The organism is Kitasatospora sp. MAA19 (assembly GCF_029894125.1).
Classification (GTDB): Bacteria; Actinomycetota; Actinomycetes; order Streptomycetales; family Streptomycetaceae; genus Kitasatospora.
On sequence record NZ_JARXYZ010000024.1, the window covers coordinates 1 to 15,770 of the forward strand.

Annotated in this window: 15 protein-coding genes; 3 read left to right on the forward strand and 12 right to left on the reverse strand. The window is 67.4% G+C overall.

Annotated features, from left to right (window positions below):
* The first annotated feature begins 181 nt into the window (after positions 1 to 181).
* Positions 182 to 571, forward strand: coding sequence for a hypothetical protein (locus P3T27_RS28870; protein WP_280683690.1), 390 nt, complete (start codon positions 182 to 184; stop codon positions 569 to 571).
* A 56-nt stretch (positions 572 to 627) separates the two neighbouring features.
* On the opposite strand, the gene P3T27_RS28875 is transcribed toward P3T27_RS28870, so the two are convergent.
* Positions 628 to 873: a hypothetical protein gene (locus P3T27_RS28875; RefSeq protein WP_280683692.1), complete on the reverse strand. Its 246-nt coding sequence runs from the start codon at positions 871 to 873 to the stop codon at positions 628 to 630.
* Positions 874 to 1,055: 182 nt separating this feature from the next.
* On the opposite strand from P3T27_RS28875, the gene P3T27_RS28880 reads away from it, so the two are divergent.
* Positions 1,056 to 2,294: an IS701 family transposase gene (locus P3T27_RS28880; RefSeq protein WP_280683694.1), complete on the forward strand. Its 1,239-nt coding sequence runs from the start codon at positions 1,056 to 1,058 to the stop codon at positions 2,292 to 2,294.
* Positions 2,295 to 3,159: 865 nt separating this feature from the next.
* Here P3T27_RS28880 and P3T27_RS28885 read toward each other — a convergent pair.
* Together P3T27_RS28885 and P3T27_RS28890 are read right to left on the reverse strand one after the other, a co-directional pair.
* Positions 3,160 to 3,564, reverse strand: a complete 405-nt coding sequence (locus tag P3T27_RS28885; RefSeq protein WP_280683695.1) for a hypothetical protein — start codon at positions 3,562 to 3,564, stop codon at positions 3,160 to 3,162.
* Positions 3,561 to 4,598: a hypothetical protein gene (locus P3T27_RS28890; RefSeq protein WP_280683697.1), complete on the reverse strand. Its 1,038-nt coding sequence runs from the start codon at positions 4,596 to 4,598 to the stop codon at positions 3,561 to 3,563. Before P3T27_RS28890 ends, P3T27_RS28885 begins: the two co-directional genes overlap by 4 nt.
* Positions 4,599 to 4,845: 247 nt before the next feature.
* On the opposite strand from P3T27_RS28890, the gene P3T27_RS28895 reads away from it, so the two are divergent.
* Positions 4,846 to 6,099 (forward strand): toll/interleukin-1 receptor domain-containing protein, encoded by a 1,254-nt coding sequence (locus P3T27_RS28895; RefSeq protein ID WP_280683699.1) that lies wholly within the window; start codon positions 4,846 to 4,848, stop codon positions 6,097 to 6,099.
* 85 nt (positions 6,100 to 6,184) lie between these two features.
* Here P3T27_RS28895 and P3T27_RS28900 read toward each other — a convergent pair whose 3' ends face one another.
* The 9 genes from P3T27_RS28900 to P3T27_RS28940 form a co-directional block, all read right to left on the reverse strand.
* Positions 6,185 to 7,138, reverse strand: a complete 954-nt coding sequence (locus P3T27_RS28900) for a DUF4238 domain-containing protein (RefSeq protein ID WP_280683701.1) — start codon at positions 7,136 to 7,138, stop codon at positions 6,185 to 6,187.
* Positions 7,135 to 8,469 (reverse strand): hypothetical protein, encoded by a 1,335-nt coding sequence (locus P3T27_RS28905; RefSeq protein ID WP_280683703.1) that lies wholly within the window; start codon positions 8,467 to 8,469, stop codon positions 7,135 to 7,137. Before P3T27_RS28905 ends, P3T27_RS28900 begins: the two co-directional genes overlap by 4 nt.
* A 102-nt stretch (positions 8,470 to 8,571) precedes the next feature.
* Positions 8,572 to 8,886, reverse strand: a complete 315-nt coding sequence (locus P3T27_RS28910) for a hypothetical protein (protein WP_280683705.1) — start codon at positions 8,884 to 8,886, stop codon at positions 8,572 to 8,574.
* Between the two features lie 602 nt (positions 8,887 to 9,488).
* Positions 9,489 to 9,815 (reverse strand): helix-turn-helix transcriptional regulator, encoded by a 327-nt coding sequence (locus tag P3T27_RS28915; RefSeq protein WP_280683707.1) that lies wholly within the window; start codon positions 9,813 to 9,815, stop codon positions 9,489 to 9,491.
* Positions 9,812 to 10,936 carry a tyrosine-type recombinase/integrase gene (locus P3T27_RS28920; RefSeq protein ID WP_280683709.1) on the reverse strand — a complete coding sequence of 375 codons (1,125 nt, stop codon included), beginning with the start codon at positions 10,934 to 10,936 and terminating at the stop codon, positions 9,812 to 9,814. The genes P3T27_RS28915 and P3T27_RS28920 overlap by 4 nt, the downstream gene beginning before the upstream one ends.
* A 128-nt stretch (positions 10,937 to 11,064) precedes the next feature.
* On the reverse strand, positions 11,065 to 12,216 hold the full coding sequence (locus P3T27_RS28925; protein ID WP_280683711.1) for a hypothetical protein: 1,152 nt from the start codon (positions 12,214 to 12,216) through the stop codon (positions 11,065 to 11,067).
* On the reverse strand, positions 12,213 to 13,946 hold the full coding sequence (locus tag P3T27_RS28930; RefSeq protein ID WP_280683712.1) for a hypothetical protein: 1,734 nt from the start codon (positions 13,944 to 13,946) through the stop codon (positions 12,213 to 12,215). The genes P3T27_RS28925 and P3T27_RS28930 overlap by 4 nt, the downstream gene beginning before the upstream one ends.
* The gene (locus P3T27_RS28935; RefSeq protein ID WP_280683921.1) at positions 13,943 to 15,382 is read right to left on the reverse strand and encodes a site-specific integrase; all 1,440 of its coding nucleotides are present in this window, start codon (positions 15,380 to 15,382) and stop codon (positions 13,943 to 13,945) included. The genes P3T27_RS28930 and P3T27_RS28935 overlap by 4 nt, the downstream gene beginning before the upstream one ends.
* Before the next feature lie 199 nt (positions 15,383 to 15,581).
* The gene (locus tag P3T27_RS28940; RefSeq protein ID WP_280683714.1) at positions 15,582 to 15,761 is read right to left on the reverse strand and encodes a hypothetical protein; all 180 of its coding nucleotides are present in this window, start codon (positions 15,759 to 15,761) and stop codon (positions 15,582 to 15,584) included.
* Positions 15,762 to 15,770 lie beyond the last annotated feature (9 nt).

Genomic DNA, 15,770 nt, shown 5'->3' on the forward strand with positions numbered 1-15,770 from the left:
GTCACCCGCTCCCGCCTTGGACGCCTCACCCGCCAGGGCTTCCTCACCCAACCCGGACGAGGCATCTACCAGAAACGGACTTAACGTCCTCTGAGTCTGAACCTAGGCCCAGAAGCGGCCGGCTTGGCCAAGTGGTCCTGGGTAACAGAGTGACTTAGCTGACGGGCTGTAAGCTGGTCGGGTGAACCTCACGCGGGGAATCCTGTCGTCGCAGCACGCGGAGGCGGCATCGCTGTCGCTCCGCCAGGCGCGGCGGTTGATGCGCGGCGTGCCTCGTGATCTTGCGGACGCGATCTGTTCCGATCGCAACTACGTCGCCCACGGAATGCAGGAAAAGGCGTCCCTAAGCTTCTCCGTTGGCGAATACGTAGATCATCTCCGAGGTGCAGCTAGGTGTGTGCCAGGGACCCCGTTCTCGGAGAAGTGCTCGGATCTGGCGGAGTTCTTGGCGGATTGCGGCCTGGGCGAGGCGGGCAGCCGTAATTTCGTCGGCCGTCACGTCCCTGTGCTCTTCGCAGCTGAGGGTATGCAGGTTGTGCTGCACATCCACGCCCTAGTACTCCAGCCGTAGATCGTGATCACGGAGTTGTGCTGCCCGGGTCGCCGCGCCTGCCGTGATGAAGTAGGTCATTGCCCGCTGGGTAGACGCGTCCCAGCTGATCCGCCAGCGGGGTCTTCTGTGCCGTCGACGACTGAACGGACGCAGGCCATCCAGTCGGTCCAGGCAGCGGGATCAGTCGGCCCGCCGTCCTCCAGGAGGCCGATGTCACCCAGAAGCGTGGAGAGGTCGTCTCCCGCGCGGTTCGCGAACTGCCACACGAAGCGCGACATGATCAGGAAGGCTTCGCGCTCGTTCAGTGCGTACTCACTCATGTGGGCTTCCCAGCGTCGGGCTCGGGCCGGTAGACCCCTTGCCGTGGATCGGTCGCGCCCGGTCGGGGCGCGGGCGCGGCCACCGGTGATCATCGTGGTTTGTGAAGACAACGAACGATCAATCAGTGGCCGCAGGTCACAGCGTAGACGCTGAGCGATGGCAAGCGATGTTCAGTGACCTCATGAGCCGGGTCGCGGGCCGCTTCGCGCGGGTCGAGCCGCGTCGGCGGGCCGGGGCGCTGGTGCTCGGACTGCTGGCCGACCTGCCGCGCAAGAACTGTTGGACGATCGCCGAGCACGCCGGAGATCCCACGCCGGACGGCATGCAGCACCTGCTGAGCCGCGCCAAGTGGGATGCCGACGCGGTGCGCGACGACCTGCGCGACTACGTCGCCGAGCACCTCCACGACGACGAGGCGGTCCTCGTCGTCGACGAGACCGGCGACGTAAAGAAGGGCACCCGCACCGTCGGCGTCCAGCGCCAATACACCGGCACCGCAGGCCGGATCGAAAACTCCCAGGTCGCCGTCTATCTGGTCTACGCCGGGAGACGCGGGCATGCGGCGGTGGACCGGGAGCTGTACATCCCGCGCTCGTGGACCGACCAGCCCGACCGCTGCCAGGCGGTCGGGCTCGACCCGCATACCGCGTTCGCGACCAAGCCCGAACTTGCCGCCCGAATGATCGCCCGGTTCCTGGATGCCGGCCACCACGCCCCGTGGGTGGCTGGCGACGAGGTCTACGGCGGCAACCCGAAGCTGCGAAGTGCCCTGGAGGAACGTGGCACCGGGTATGTGCTTGCGGTGGCCCGCGCCCACGAAGTCGCCACTCAGGCAGGAAAGTTCCGCGCGGATGCCTTGGTCAAGAAGCTCCCCAAGCGGGCCTGGCAGAAGCTGTCCGCCGGAGCGGGGGCCAAGGGGCAGCGCTTCTACGACTGGGCGCACATCAACCTGCCCAACGAGGCTTCCGGGCACCGCCATCTGTTGATCCGTCGCAACCGAACCACCGGGGAACTCGCCTACTACCGCTGCTATTCGCTCCGGCCGGTTCCACTGGCAGCCCTGGTTCGCGTTGCTGGATCAAGGTGGCGGGTCGAGGAGACATTCCAGGCCGGTAAGGGCCTGGCCGGCCTGGACGAACACCAAGTCCGCCGTTACGACTCCTGGGCCCGCTGGGTCACCCTCGCTTTGCTCGCCCATGCCTTCCTGGCCGTCCTCCGCGCCGATGAGCATGCCCGCCGACCAGCTCTGGACGACCTGATCCCGCTGACCTGCAACGAGATCTCGCGCCTGTTCATCACCCTGGTCGCCGAGCGCGGCCGTGATACGGCACACCGGCTCCGCTGGTCTCACTGGAGACGCCGTCACCAGGCCCGATCCCGAGCAAGCCACTACCACCGTCAGGACGCCACCCCAGCATGATCACGATCTACGGCTGGAGTACTAGGCCCGCAGATCGTCTCCCTGGGGTCTGCGGAGAGGGATCTAGCCCGTGGGAACGCCCGGCGCGCGCGTGTGCTGAGGTCCGCGAACGTCCCGCTCTGGGTTCTGGCGGTTGTGAGGGGGCTGCCGGAGGACGCCATCAGGTCGCTGACGCCCGAGGCACTCGTTGAGCTTGCGTGCTCTGACGTGAACCTTCCAGACGTTGAGGCTCAAGACCGGTCGCAGAAGCTGGCCCAGGCCAGGGCGGCGCTCGTCGTGCTCAAGGTGTTGACCCTCTTGGGCATTGAGCCGGCGAGCTGGCACGAGATCCTCAATCGCCTCGTGGCACTGATCGCTGCTGTTGAGCGGGTGCGTGCGTCTCGGGTGGCAGAGGTCGACATCCCGCCGCTGCCATGCCAGCCACCGGGCGAGCTGGTGATATCCAAGCCGCGAGTTCCCCGAGCGCCCGGTTCCGTCGGCCCTCGTCGTGTCGTCGACAAGGGCCGCTGTCGGCTGCGCCAGTGCGGAGGGCTTCGAGGGGGCCTCACCGCGTAGCCGACCCGGTCCGTCCTGATCAACAAGGACCGACTGTGGACTTGAACATGATCTTTGGCGGGATCTCCGCTATTGCCGCTGTGGGCTCGCTTGCCCTGCAGGGAGTGGACGAGTGGAAGGAGCGTGGCCGCGATCGTGAGGCGGAGCCTCCGGCGTCAGCGGATGAGTCCGGGGCGCCGCGAGAGACCGGCGGCGCTGTGATGGATCCCGATGGTGACCGGTCTGAGTAAGTAAGTGCGGGTGGGGTGACCGGTTGGTGGCGGTCACCCCACCCCCCCTTCAAGCCCGGCAGGTCGAGCGGGTGCCGTAGTCAGGTCTTGGGGAAGCACACGACGTTGTCGGGTAGCCGGGCGTGTTCCTGGGCCTCGCGCAACTGGTCGGCCAGGACTGCGCTCGCGAGGGTGAGCTGGGTGAGCTGGTTCTTCAGATCGGTGTTCTCCTTTGTCAGGTCGGAGACCCGCTCTTTGAGGTTGGTGACGGTCTTCCGTAGCCGCTTTTCGGGCTCCGGGGTCTGCTTTGCTTCTGTGCGGACGCGGTCGTAGAACTCGTTCTTCAGGTCCGCGTGCCGCTTGAGCAGGGCCATGCGGTGGACGCCGGCCTCGGCGGCCAGGGCGACGACAGTCAGACTGCCGTTGGATGTGGCGGCCTGCCCGGTGAGGAGGCGCTCGATGGCCTCGCGGATGCGGGTTCGTTCGTCGTGGTGCTGTTGGTTCATGTCAGGGCCTCGGAGGGTTGGGCTGTGCCGTCGTGGGTGTCCGCGGTGGCGCGGAGAAGGTCCGCGTTGCGGCGAAGACGCCTGCTGACCGGGTCGGGAGCGTGGTCGGCGAGCTGATCGATTTCGTGGGCGCGTTCGCGTAGGCCGACGGTGTGGGTGTCGATGCGGACGGCGTTGCCGCACCCGGGGCGGCAGATGTACTGGTTGGGGGCTGTAGCGTCCGGGGCGGGTTCGCACAGGGCCGTGTCCCGTTTGAACACGCAGATCAGGTGGGCGTCGGGGTTGTCGAACAGGACCAGGCCGTCGCGGGCCAGGTAGGCCGCGGCCTTCTTCGCGAACGTCTTGTGGACGAGGCGGCCTTCGAACCGGGGAGCGGCCGCGGCGGCGGTCAGGGCCCGTCGGGCGGCCGGGCCCGAGATCTTCTCGCCGGCGGCGAGGCGCTCACGCAGGCGGGCGGCGGTGTCGGCGGAGGCGAGCGCCGTTTCGATGTCGAGGACACCGTGGATGCCGTGCCGACTCCGAGTGCCGTAGCCGGTGGAGACGCGGGCGTCCAGGACGGTGCGCATGTGCCCGTACTGGATGGCCAGGGCGACCAGGCCGCCAGGACGGCGGGCGATGTGCCAGGCCAGACTCCGTCGGAACCGCGACATTCTGACCGGGCCCTGGGGGTCCTCGGGGACGACTTGGCCCGGCATGCCCTGGGCGATCGCTTCGCGGTTCACCCAGTCGACGAAGTCCTCGATCCGCCGGTTCAGCGATTCGTTCTTCAGCGCGCCGTGGTTGCCGCGCTGGGCGGAGAAGTCCTGGTGGGCGGAGCTGAACAGGAGCTCTCCCTCGGGGACGATGCGTTCCAGGACACGGATGGCGTTGACGACGGGGGTGATCGCGACCCAGGGGACGTCGCGTTCCTCGCCGGCGGAGACGTGGTTGTTGTCCTCGTCGGTGACGTTCTTGTAGTGGCGGCTGCGGATCAGGTGCCGCCCGGGGGCCCCGTCTTCGCCGGGTTCGGGGTCGGGGCAGCAGCCGGAGCGCATGCCCTGGACTACTGGCGCAAGGCACGTATTCCAACCGTGCACTATTCGGCGCTCTGCCATGACGCACCAAGGTCCCGATGACCGATAGCCCGGAAGCTTCCGGTACCAGCCTCTGGTGCCGGAAGCTGCCCCAGGGCCTACGGTGATGAGGAGGGCATGTTCCGTGGCACGCCGGAGGGCGTGGACCACGAGCCGCAATGCAGGTGTGGCGATCATCTCCACAACCCATCACAAGGCGTGATGCTCAATGACGCTCCGCACTCTTTATCTACAGCGCATGCTCAGCGTAAATGGCAGAAATAGCTTGGCCGGGCGTCAACTATTTGACCACCTAAAGGAAATCTCAGAGGAATGCCTCCTTGCCCACGCCGTACTAAAAAGGGAAGATGCAGACCGCTTCAGAAATGGAAATATAGCCAACGATGTCATATCGGAGGATCTGGTCGACCAGCTCGATCCGAACTTCATCTATCTAGAGGGTGGCCTTTTCTTGGATGGCGATCTATGGAGGATTGCCCAGCCAATCGCGGAGCACTTTGTCGCAAATGGAAGTGTGCTGGTTGTCGCGGACGTCGACATCAATCAGCTCCATGAAAACAAGGCGCAATACCGCGAAGCGTCAACCTTCCTCGGTGCGCGGTTTGATTACGGCCAATCCGACAGATCGTCGCCTGTCTACGGCGCGGACCAAGGGTCATTTTGGCTAAATCCTCGCCAAATAGTATGCCTGCCCCAGAAGATGGTGATAGCCGAATGGCTGCGCCCCGTCTATGAAGGCGTCTCTGAACTAATGGTCGGTCTGCCGGTGCGGCTTGACTTTTGGCAACATGTACTGGCTTCAGGCAACCAAGGCAGTACGGGTACGCTTCAAGATGACCGGTGGATCGATCAATTTGATTGCTGCCCGTTTGCCTCCGTTCACAACTATGGCCACGGCTATGCGGTCACCATAGGGGGACTCGTCTCATCCGACACGTGGGTTGATCGCTGCGGAGGGAACGTGCGGTGGGTGGAAAATATCGGATCCTTCCTTTCGCGAGATGCCGCATCTGACAGAAAGCGCACCGTCTCACACTTCCGTTCACCGCACTTGCTATTCCTCTCGCACAGGTCGTCGGACAAAGTGATCGTTGGGGACGTGGCGCGAGAGATCAAGAGAAAAGGGATTGCCGTATGGCTTGACAAGGACAAACTAATTCCGTCAGATTCGCTCTGGGGAGGTATTTCGTCGGGGCTCGAGGAAATGAGTCACTTCGTGCTCTTTTGGTCTCAAGCTTGCCTGAGTGGTGCCGGCGTGACGCGAGAATGGCAAGCGGCTGCAGCCGCCTTGATGGATCGAGGAATCCCGATCATAATCGTCCGGCTTGATGAAACTCCGGTCCCAGCAGTTATTGGCGACTTGTTCAGGATTGAAGCAAACGGGTTGAGTGGCGCGGAGATCTCGGTCGCACTCGACGACGCTGTGCAGCGTCTCACAAGACGTTCGAGCAGTAGCTCGTAGTCGACGCACGGGGGTCTTTACATTGTGCTGCCACAGTTAGGGCAGTGTCGTTTTTATACTGGCGGGAGGGGGTTATTCCGGTGCACTATTCCTCTCCAGAGGCATCCGGGAGGAAGCTCTGAGGATCGGTGAAGGCGACCTCAGTGTCCCTGGGTTGAGGCAGCTCAAGTCCGCAGAGCGGGTCGTCTTCGGGGTGGTGGAAGGCCGCTCGGCGGGCGTTCCAGACGAGCCGTTGGTTCAGGGCCTTCGCTATCGAGGTCGAGCCGGAAAGGGGGAAATCCTCCGTGTGATGCTCGCCCATGATCAGCGCCATGCGTCGATCAAGCGGAACCAGCACGCCGCCAGCGCTCGCGCTCCCGATCGGAAGGCCCGGGTCTTGCCCAGGGCCTTTCATGAGGACGACCGGGGTGTCGGTTGTGATGAGCGCCTTCCTAGTGAAGCGGACGAGGTGCCAGCCTCGGCTGAAGAAGCCAGCAGCCGTTCCGGGAAAGCTCCTGCTCATGGTGTGCATGTGGAGGTTCTGGTGAGCCTCATACTTGTAGTCGTCGAAGGCAGTCATGAGCGCCCACATCTCGTCAACCTCGGCCTCGGTGACCGGGCGGGCCTCGACGGATTCGAGCGCTGCCCGCATCTGCGATCGCCCGCCGAGCGCAATGGACAGCTTCAACCCCGCGTCGGCGATGTCGTTTCCCGCCTGCCGGGCCGCAGGCGTGCGGAGGTACTGGATCGCGGCCCAGGCTGCGATCGGCCTGCGTACCGCCTCAGGAATGGGCCAGACACGTTCGTCGATGAGCTGCCGGAGTGCTGTTGCCGCCTGTCCTTCCAGCTCTGACAGGGAATCCTCGACAGCGTCGGACGGGGAGCCGTCGTTGGTCTCGACCAGGTAGAAGTCGTTCTCGACCGTGGCGTTGCCGATTGACATCAAGTGCCTCTTGACGCCTGGGAGTTCAACTCGCATCAGTTGTTTCCTGGCGTCCGCGAAACGGGCGAGATAGAACCGTGGGACGGTGTGATGGCGTCTTTTCCTGGGCTGATTCATTGTTCGTCCTTCAAATCATCGGCTCGTGCGGCGAGGTACTCAGCCCAGTCGCGTCGCGCGTAGGCGACCCAGCGGAGCGCGGTGTGGCGGTGCATCCCGGTCACGTCAGCGAGGATCGGGCTGGGGAGATCAGCAGCGAGGGCGGCCAGCGCACCGTTGCGCGCGGTGCGAACCGGGATGCCATGCCGGTTGAGTTTCTGGGTCATGCCGTGCGTCGAGATCGGCTTGCCCGGGACCATGCCCGGGAAGAGCCACTGGGGACCTGGGTGGGCTCGCGAGAGCTGCGGCCGCGGTCGAGGCTGTTCGGCAAGTTGCCGCAGGAGCTCGGCGAGCCGTGGAGGCAGCAGGACGGGGTGGCGGCCCAGGAGCAGGTGGGCGTGCTTGTCGCCGAACTTGAGGTGTTCAGGCGTCAGGTGGCAAAGGCGTTCGGTGGACGTGCCGAACAGCAGGGTGATCGCGCCGCCGGCTCGGACGTCCGTCGGCAGGGCGTCGTCGGTCAGGCAGCGTTGGAGGAGCTGCCAGCGATCGTCGTCGTCGAGCAGGCCCTGGGGCTCCTGGCTCGGGATGGAGGGGACGGTCAGTTCGCGGGTGAGCCGGCGGCTCGCGGTCCATTTGAGGAAGTAGCGGATCAGGTAGCGCCGCTGGCTGGTGGCCCCGGTGATCCAGTCGTCGATGTGCTCCTGGGCGAGGTCGGCGAGGGCCAGGCCGCGTTGGTCCATCCAGGCCAGGAAGTCCAGGGCGACGCTGACGCGGCGTCGCAGGTCGCGGTCGGCGGAGGCGGGGTGGCGGCGGATAGCGGCCCGTTGGCGGGCGTGTCGGAGCAGGAACCAGTGCAGGAACGGGCGGGCGAGGCTGGCGTGCGCGGCCGGCTTGTCCGCGAGTTCGTGCTCCAGCCAGCCCGGGATGCGTTCGAGGTCCTCGTTGCGTTCCTCCAACACCCCGGTGTGGACGAGGAGTTGGCGGATGTAGCGCTGGCTCCGGCTGGGCGGGAGCTCGTCCAGCAGCTCGTGGCTGAGCTCGTTCCCTTCGGACGCCAGCCGGGCGAGGAGCTTGGTGTTCGGGCTCTCCTTGAGCCACTGGATGGCAGGGAACGGTGAAGGAGCGTCCGCCAGTGCGGCTGCGAGCGGTTCCAGCTGGGAGGTGATCGTGCCGTCGGGCCCGGCCAGCAGGGCGTTGACCCGCTCGCCGAGGACACAGTGAGCGCATCGTCCGCGGCTGTGGGGATTGCCCGTGCGGCCGCACTGCTTGCAGGTGTAGTCGGCGGCGAAGCCGACACATGGTCCGCAGACCTCGGTGCCGTCGTCATCCCGCGCGATCAGTGGCTGGACCATGCCGCAGAGAGGGCACTCGGCCGGTGAGCGGAGCACGGCGGTGTAGCAGGTCATGCAGACCGGCCCGATCGGCCACCGGGTGTTGACCGGCTTGGTCCGGCCTCAGCGGGCGCACGGCTCGCCGGTGCGATGACGCTGGTAGCAGGTGGCGCAGACCGGCTGTCCCTGTTCGTCGCGGCTGGCGCAGGGGCGGACTCGGCTGCAGATCGAACAGGTCGCGTCGGGGCCCTGGTAGCAGCCGTCGCAGAGGTCCGGCTGTCCGTCGCGCGCGTTGCGGGCGATGCGCTTGAGCTGTCCGCACCGACCGCAGAGCCGCCGGGGCCGGCGATGGCGGTTGTAGCAGAGGTGGCAGAGTGCGCCGTCGTCGTCAACGAGGGCGGCGGCTGCGGTCTTTCCGCAGCTCACGCAGGTGTGCATGGGGCGTTTCCAGCACTTGATGCATAGCCCTCGGCCGTCGTCCCGTCGTACCACCGGGTGTCGGAGCTGCCCGCATTCGGCGCACTCCTCGAACGTGGTGGGGTCGGCGCGGTAACAGCGGTTGCAGATCGGGCCCTCGGGGCGCCGGGCGACGACGCGCTGGCCGTCACGGTGGCACCGTGCGCAGGTTTCGCGTTGGCGGCTTCGGGCGTCGCACGAACCGCAGAGCCGCCCCTCGGGGCGGAGTTGCCGCAGGTCAGACCGGATCTTTCCGCAGTGTGCGCATCCGGGGCGGACCACAGAGTGCCCGGCATCGTGCAGGACTTCAGCGAGCCGAAGCAGGACCGGTGGACAGAGCGAGCTGCCTGACGTCAGCGCGTCGGGGTGGGCCGCGAGGTGTCTGGCCAGTTCTTCCAGGTAGCGAGCTGCCCCTCGGGTGGGGATCGGCACCGCGGTCACCAGCGCGGCCTCGGCGTCCTTGCGGCCAAGCGACGGCAGAGCTGAGGTGAGGTGGCCGACGACGGCGGCCGTCGCGGCCTCCAGGCGGGCTGCCTGCGCGGCGAGCCGGGCGACGGTTGACGGAGCCGTCGGAGAGGATGCGCTCACAGGCCCTCCGGCCGCCGGATCGAGGTCCGGCGCACGGCCGGAAGCGGGCCGGGCGTCTCGCCGCCAGACGTCTTGCGTACCTCTTCGTTGACGACCTGGACCTCGATGAGGTCGTTGGGCTGGCATCCGAGGATGTCGCACAGAGCCGCGAGGGTGTCCATCGACAGCCGCTGCGGCGGCTGCGTGACCAGGCGGAAGACCTGCTCGCGCGAGAGGTTGACGCCCCGCTCGGCCAGCAGCGGCACCAGGTCGGTGGTCTGGAACATCTCCCGGTCGGCCATGAGCTTGCGCAGGTTCCAGCGGTAGCCCATCTTCTTGATCACTTCGGGTCCTCCCAGATGCCGGGGAATCGCTGGCCCAACTTCTTGTGCAGCAGCCGGTTGCGGTACTCGTCCGAGACGCCGGTATAGAGGGCCGTGGTGCTGGCATAGCCGTGGCCGGCTTGGTCTTGGACGAATCTTTCCGGGTAATCAAATTCGGTCAAATGTGTGATATAGGAATGCCTCAGACAGTGCAATTCGAGTTCTTCGGGCAGGTCAGCGGCCTGCTTGGCGGCCTCGAAGGCTTCGTTCGCCGATCGGCGTGACAGCCGCCCGGCGCGTTCGGTCACCCAGATCGCGGGATGCTTTCCCACGTTGAACCGGGGCCGGACCTCGGTCAGGTAATGGTCGAGGTCATCGACGATCCAGTCCATCTCGGGGACGGTGAAAATGGTGCGGCGCTTGGGCGGGCTGCCCTTAGAAGACTTGCCCCAGCGCACGAACACCGCTCCGTGACGCCTGTATTGCGGAGCCTTCGCGTTGCGCCGCAGGTCGGCGAGGTCGAGGCCGACATTCTCCCGGCGCCGCATGCCGTAGGCGTAGTAGGTCTTGATCAGGGCGGAGTCGCGCATCGCGGTCAACGCACCCTTGCGGCCGCGCTTTCGGATCTCCTCAACCCGCCCGTCGGCAGCGTCGAACAGGTCCTGGATCTCGTCGTAGGTCAGCGGCCGGCGACTCGGGTCGCCCTCGTACTCACTGACGTGGGTGACGGTGTTCCACTCATGCAGGATCTGGACCGGCACTTCACCGAAGCGCTCCTGGCAGACGGACATCCAGCCGTAGCGTGGGTCAGTGATGTACTCGCAGAACAGTCGCAGGTGGTTCTGGTAGTTCCGGCCGCTCGACACCGTGAACGTCGGTGTTTTCGTCCGCAGATGGTCGATGAACGCCTCGAACTCGGCCGACTGCCACTGCCACGGGTACTGGTTGGAGTACTCGGCGAACCGGCGGACCAGCGACAGCCGCGGCTTGATGGTCCCGTCCCACTTCAGGAAGCGGGCCCGCTGCTGCTTGGTCCACCCCTCCAGCATGGCCTCGAACACGGCAGGTTCGGGGTCCAGGTAGGAGATCCCGTCCACGAGCATCAGGTGTGCCGCACCTGCCAAATCGGCCGCTTTCGCCACTCCAACCTCCGTTGCGTTAGGTGCAACATTGTTGGGATAGCCTCGGTGGAGCGCAAGAGCCGCTGGTAGATCGCCTGCGCAGTGCGAGAAGATGACGGAGCAGACGCCCATCACCTGCTGATTCGCGCTTACTTGGACCCTCCGGAGTGCTGCATCAGATGCAACTCCGCCCCGTTCTCCTGCGGACGCATGCCCGTCAGATACAGGCAGATGATCACCGCGGCGGTGCCCAGGTGTCGCATCAGCTCGCCGGCCTCGGCGAAGTCCAGGTGCTCACGCCAGGGCCGGCCGTCGAGCAGGCCGGTGATCGGGACGTCCAGCGATGCCGGGCCAGGCCGCCTCGTCGCCAGTTCGCCGAGTCCGTGCCGGCGGGCGAACCGGTCGACCTGCCGGAGGCTGCTTCCGGTGGTGGCCGCGATGAATGTTCGGGCGATCTGAGGGGTCGTGTTGGTGCGCGCGGTGGCGGGGATCGCGGTTCCGGCCTCGATCCGGGGCAGCAGGAACGCTGCCAGCGCGGCTTGACCCGCGGGAGTGGGCGGCGTACTCGTGGCGAGGTCGGTCAGCCGCCGGTTCTCGGCCCAGGCCGCCATGATGTCGTCGGCGAAGTCCTCCACCATACGGATCGACCACACCAGCAGCGGCCCGATGACGCCCGGGGACAGCGGCTCGGTCGTGTTCTCCCGTCGGCCAGCCGCTTCGGCCGGGGGCAGGTAGTCATCGGCTCCTTCCGTGTCCCACGGCGGACGGATCACCCCGGTGGGGACGAGGGTGAGGTTGTCGAACACCCACAGGTCGGTGAGCCGGCCCAGCACCTTCACGGCGCCGTCGCGTCCGATGCCGTCGTCCCAGCGCTGGGCGGCATAGGCGCTCCACTCCTCCCGGCCGCACGCGGCCAGGTCGGTGACGCCCTGATCGCACAGCCAGCGGGCCAGCCGGAGCCACTCGCGGCAGGTCTCCCGCAGGTCCGAAGCCGAGCTCCGCGCCCGGGCCCGGACGCCGCGCGTCTGTAGGAGCGTGGGACGGAGCTGCCCGTTGATCATGGTCCAGGCGGCCAGCTTCACCTGGCCACGCAGTGCCTCGGGGCAGTTCTTCCAGTGGAGGGCCGTCAGGCTGGCGCCCGGGTTGTCGATGAGCGGAGCGAGCGACCAGGTCAGATCCCGGTAGCGGGAGTTGGCGTGGTGGTTGCCGGAACTGATCCACTGGGCAGTGACGACCGGGCTGTCCGGGGCCGGCGCCGCCAGCACGTACGGGTCGTGCTCGGGCAGGAGGGCGGTGGTCATGGAGCGAGGTCCTCCTTCAGCAGAAGGTCGACGATGACGCGGTCGCGGTCACCGGCGTTGAGCAGCGCGGCGTTCCAGGGGGCCGGCCCGACCTTCTCGCGCAGGTCGTCGAGTCGCAGCAGGTGATCGCGCCAGCGCTGCTGCCAGAGGGGGTCGGGCAGGGCCGAGCGCAGGCTCAGGACCCGCTGGTGCAGGAGCGCGAGCCGGGAGTGGTGGCCCGGATGGACGTGCGCATTGGGGCAGGCCAGGCACAGGAGGAAGTCCGCCCCGCAGCCTCCCCGCGGCGCGGGCCACGGGCTGGCGGTCTCGTCCTCGCAGTCCGCCGTCGCCGTCTCCTGGTGCGCGGGGTCCGGGACAGTGGCCAGTCGCCCGCCGAAGACGGCGGCGCGGGCCAGCTCAAGAGCCTCCCTCGCCCCGTCCGCGACCACGGCCTGGGCACGGAGCCGGACGTCGTGGTCGGGCAGCACGTACACGCTCTCGTGGGTGCCCTGGGTGTGCTGCAGAGGCCGGCCCTCGCGGGTGACCGTGGTCCTGCGCACCCGCTGGAACGGTGATCCGCCCAGACCGTGGCTTTTGGCCCAGTGCTTTGCCTCTTCCGTGGTGACGCCGAACCTGAGCGGGCCCAGCGGCCGCGGGTGGTCCAGATCCCCTCTTACACGCCCGGGCGCGCCGGTGCGCGCGGTCATCAGCAAGTCCGTGCCCGGGGCCAGACGAGTGGCCAGCGCCCGGCCGTGCACGGTGGCCTCCAGCGCCTGGGTGATCAGCCGCCCGTCCGAGCCGGCTCCGGAATCGGTGATGTTCTCCGTCGAGTACCAGCGCCCGCTCCCGGACCGGTGCTTCTCCAGCCGGACCTGGTAGGTCACCGTCGTCGTCTCGCCGGCCGACGGCATCCTCGTGGGGGCAGGAACGCGGTTGTAGACGGACAGGTTCCACCCGAACCGGTCGGTCAGCAGCACAGCCAGCGCGGTCAGTTCCCCCCGCGTCAGGAACAATCGGCCCCAGGTCCGGTCCCGGCTCGAGCCGCCGAGAAGATGACGGTTCGCCACGAAGGCCCGGCCGTTCGTCGTGGCGAGCCGGGGGACATCACCGGTGAGCGCGAGGCCGTCGAGGATCCGGCCGATCCGCCCCTCCCGGCTCTCCGGGGTCAACTCGCCGGCCCTCCAGCGCTCCAGCAGCAGGGTGTTCTCGCGGATGCGCATCCACGCGGCCCGAAACTGCCGTGTTGCGGCCAGCAGCACCCGATCGCGCTCGGCCTCGCCGTAGGACTGCCTTCCGACGGTGGCGTGGGGGATCCGTCGGCTCAGTTCCTCGGCGACGGGACCGCTGCCAAGCCGCCCGTCCCGCCACAGCAGCAACCGCACCGACGCCAGGACGGCCCGGCCGCTGTTGGTCCCGACGTGGAGTGCACGCCAGCGCTTCAGCACGGCCGCGGTCAGGCCGTCCAGATCCTCAGGCGGCTGTTCCAGCTCGGCCAGGAACCGCGCGAACACCGCAAGCCGGCGCCAGTGGTTGTCCGCGGTGCGGTGGCTGTGCCACCCGCGGGACTGGGCCGCGAACGCGGCGGCCAGAGAACCCCGCATCGGTGCCGGAACGGGAAGGTCCTCGAAGTCGAACCTCTTCTCGTGCCCCTCGCTGTTGACCACGGTCACCACCAAGCCGTCGGCGGCCAGCGGCGGCTCGGCCCTGAACCCCGCCGGCGGCAGCGCCGCGCGGTGCCCCCGTCGGCTCACCGTCCCGCCTCCGGCAGCGCGCCCACCAGCACGTCCACGTCCTGGATCCCCGCCGACTCACGGGCCAAACGGGCGAACACCCCGTCCAGATCCTCGACCTCGCGTTCCTGGCCGTCCGACGTCTCGGCCGCGGCCAGGATCGACTCCAGGTGCAGGTGCGACACCGGCGCCAGGTAGTGCCGTTTCGTCGTCTCGACGTCCGCGTGCCCGAGCAAGACCTTGACCAGGAACCACGGGTCGCCGAACAGCAACGCGAAGTCCCGCCGGTCGGCCGCGGTCAGCCCGTATCGGGTCTCCATCAGCTGGTTCAGCACGATCAGCATGTAGAGGGCCATAGAGTGTCGAGTCGAGTGAACGGTCGCGTACGGCGTCTTCCCTCGTACTTCTGCAGCCCGAAACCCCCGGCCGAGCTCCCGCTCTTCAGGCGTCAGCAGGACTTGCTCGCAACGCTGGTTCGCGGAACGGAACACGCCTTCCCACCGGTCCGGCGGCATCGGCAGTCCCTGCTCGGTCAGCCACAGCCAGGCCGGCTCCGGTCCCTCGGGCCCCTCCAGGAACAGCCACTGACGTTCCCGCCAGCCCAGCCGTCCCAGGCTCTGCCTGCCCTCCACATCGTCCCGGTCCACCCAGTGGACCTGCGGATCCCGGCCCCGAGTCACCCTCGTGACCAGCCGCAGGAACGGCAGCTGCTCGTAGCGCCCCTTGGCCTGAGCCCGGTGAACCGCCCACGCCCGTTCCGACTGCACGTAGGACTCGACCTGCCCGAGCGCATCCACGCTCGCGTAGAACGTCCGGCCCTGCTTCGAGCGCGTCACCGCCGCAGCGATCTGACCATGGCAGTAACGCCCGTACCGCAGCTGCTGAACGGGCAGCTCGAACGTCAGCAGTGAGCCTCCCTCCTGCCTCCGCAGCCCCGAGCTCAGCTGCAGTTGCACGAACGACGTGTTCCGGGCCTCCGTCCGGCCCTCCCACCCCGCCGTCGCCGTCCCGTCCCTGCCGTGGCCCCTCAGCCCGATCCCCGACCAAAGGCCCCAGGTCCGTGGCGTCAGCCAGGACACCCGCGAGCTCACCGAGTGGGCAGCCCGGTCCTCCCGCCGCGACACATCCACCGGCAGCGGCGCCACCTTCGCCCACTTGAGCAATTTGGTGAACGCGGCCGCCTCGCGGTTCCATTTCGTCCCGCCGACCCGCTCCGGGTTCTGCACCGCGGTGCACCGCCAGGCGCGGTAGTCCGCCAGATCCTGCTCACTCGCCTCACGCCACCGGACACCGCGCGATGACAGGAAGCTCAGCAGCAGACGGATATCCGTCGCGTAGTTCCGCTTCGTCTCCCGCTCCAGCCAGCGGAAGTCCTTCGACCTCACGAAATCCAGGAGCCCCAGATCTACCGTGAAATCAGGGGACAAGAACACCGGATCACCATGTAGCAACCCCATCCGACCCACCGCTCCAGGCAGGTCTCGAACCCCCAGCACCCCGTCTTCCGGCAGCGGTCCCCATCGCTCCGGATCGGGCACCCACACCACGCGCCACTCGCCCACACAGACCTTCCCTGATGGCTTGAACTCGCTCAATCATCAGGGAAGTCGGATAGGAAGACGTGCAGCGGGGCTGGCGGCTCGGCAGATTGGTCGGTCACCGGTCGCCGCCGGCTGCGCGGAGCCGGGCGAAGTCCTCACCGGCCGGGCTCCACTTCTGCCCTCTGATGGGGGCGGCGAGGGAGGCCATGGCCTCGGGGCTGATGTGCAGGACGAGGCGGTGGCGGTAGGTGGCGATGACCTCGGCGACGGCGGCGAGGGACTGTCCTGAGCCCACCGTTGGCCG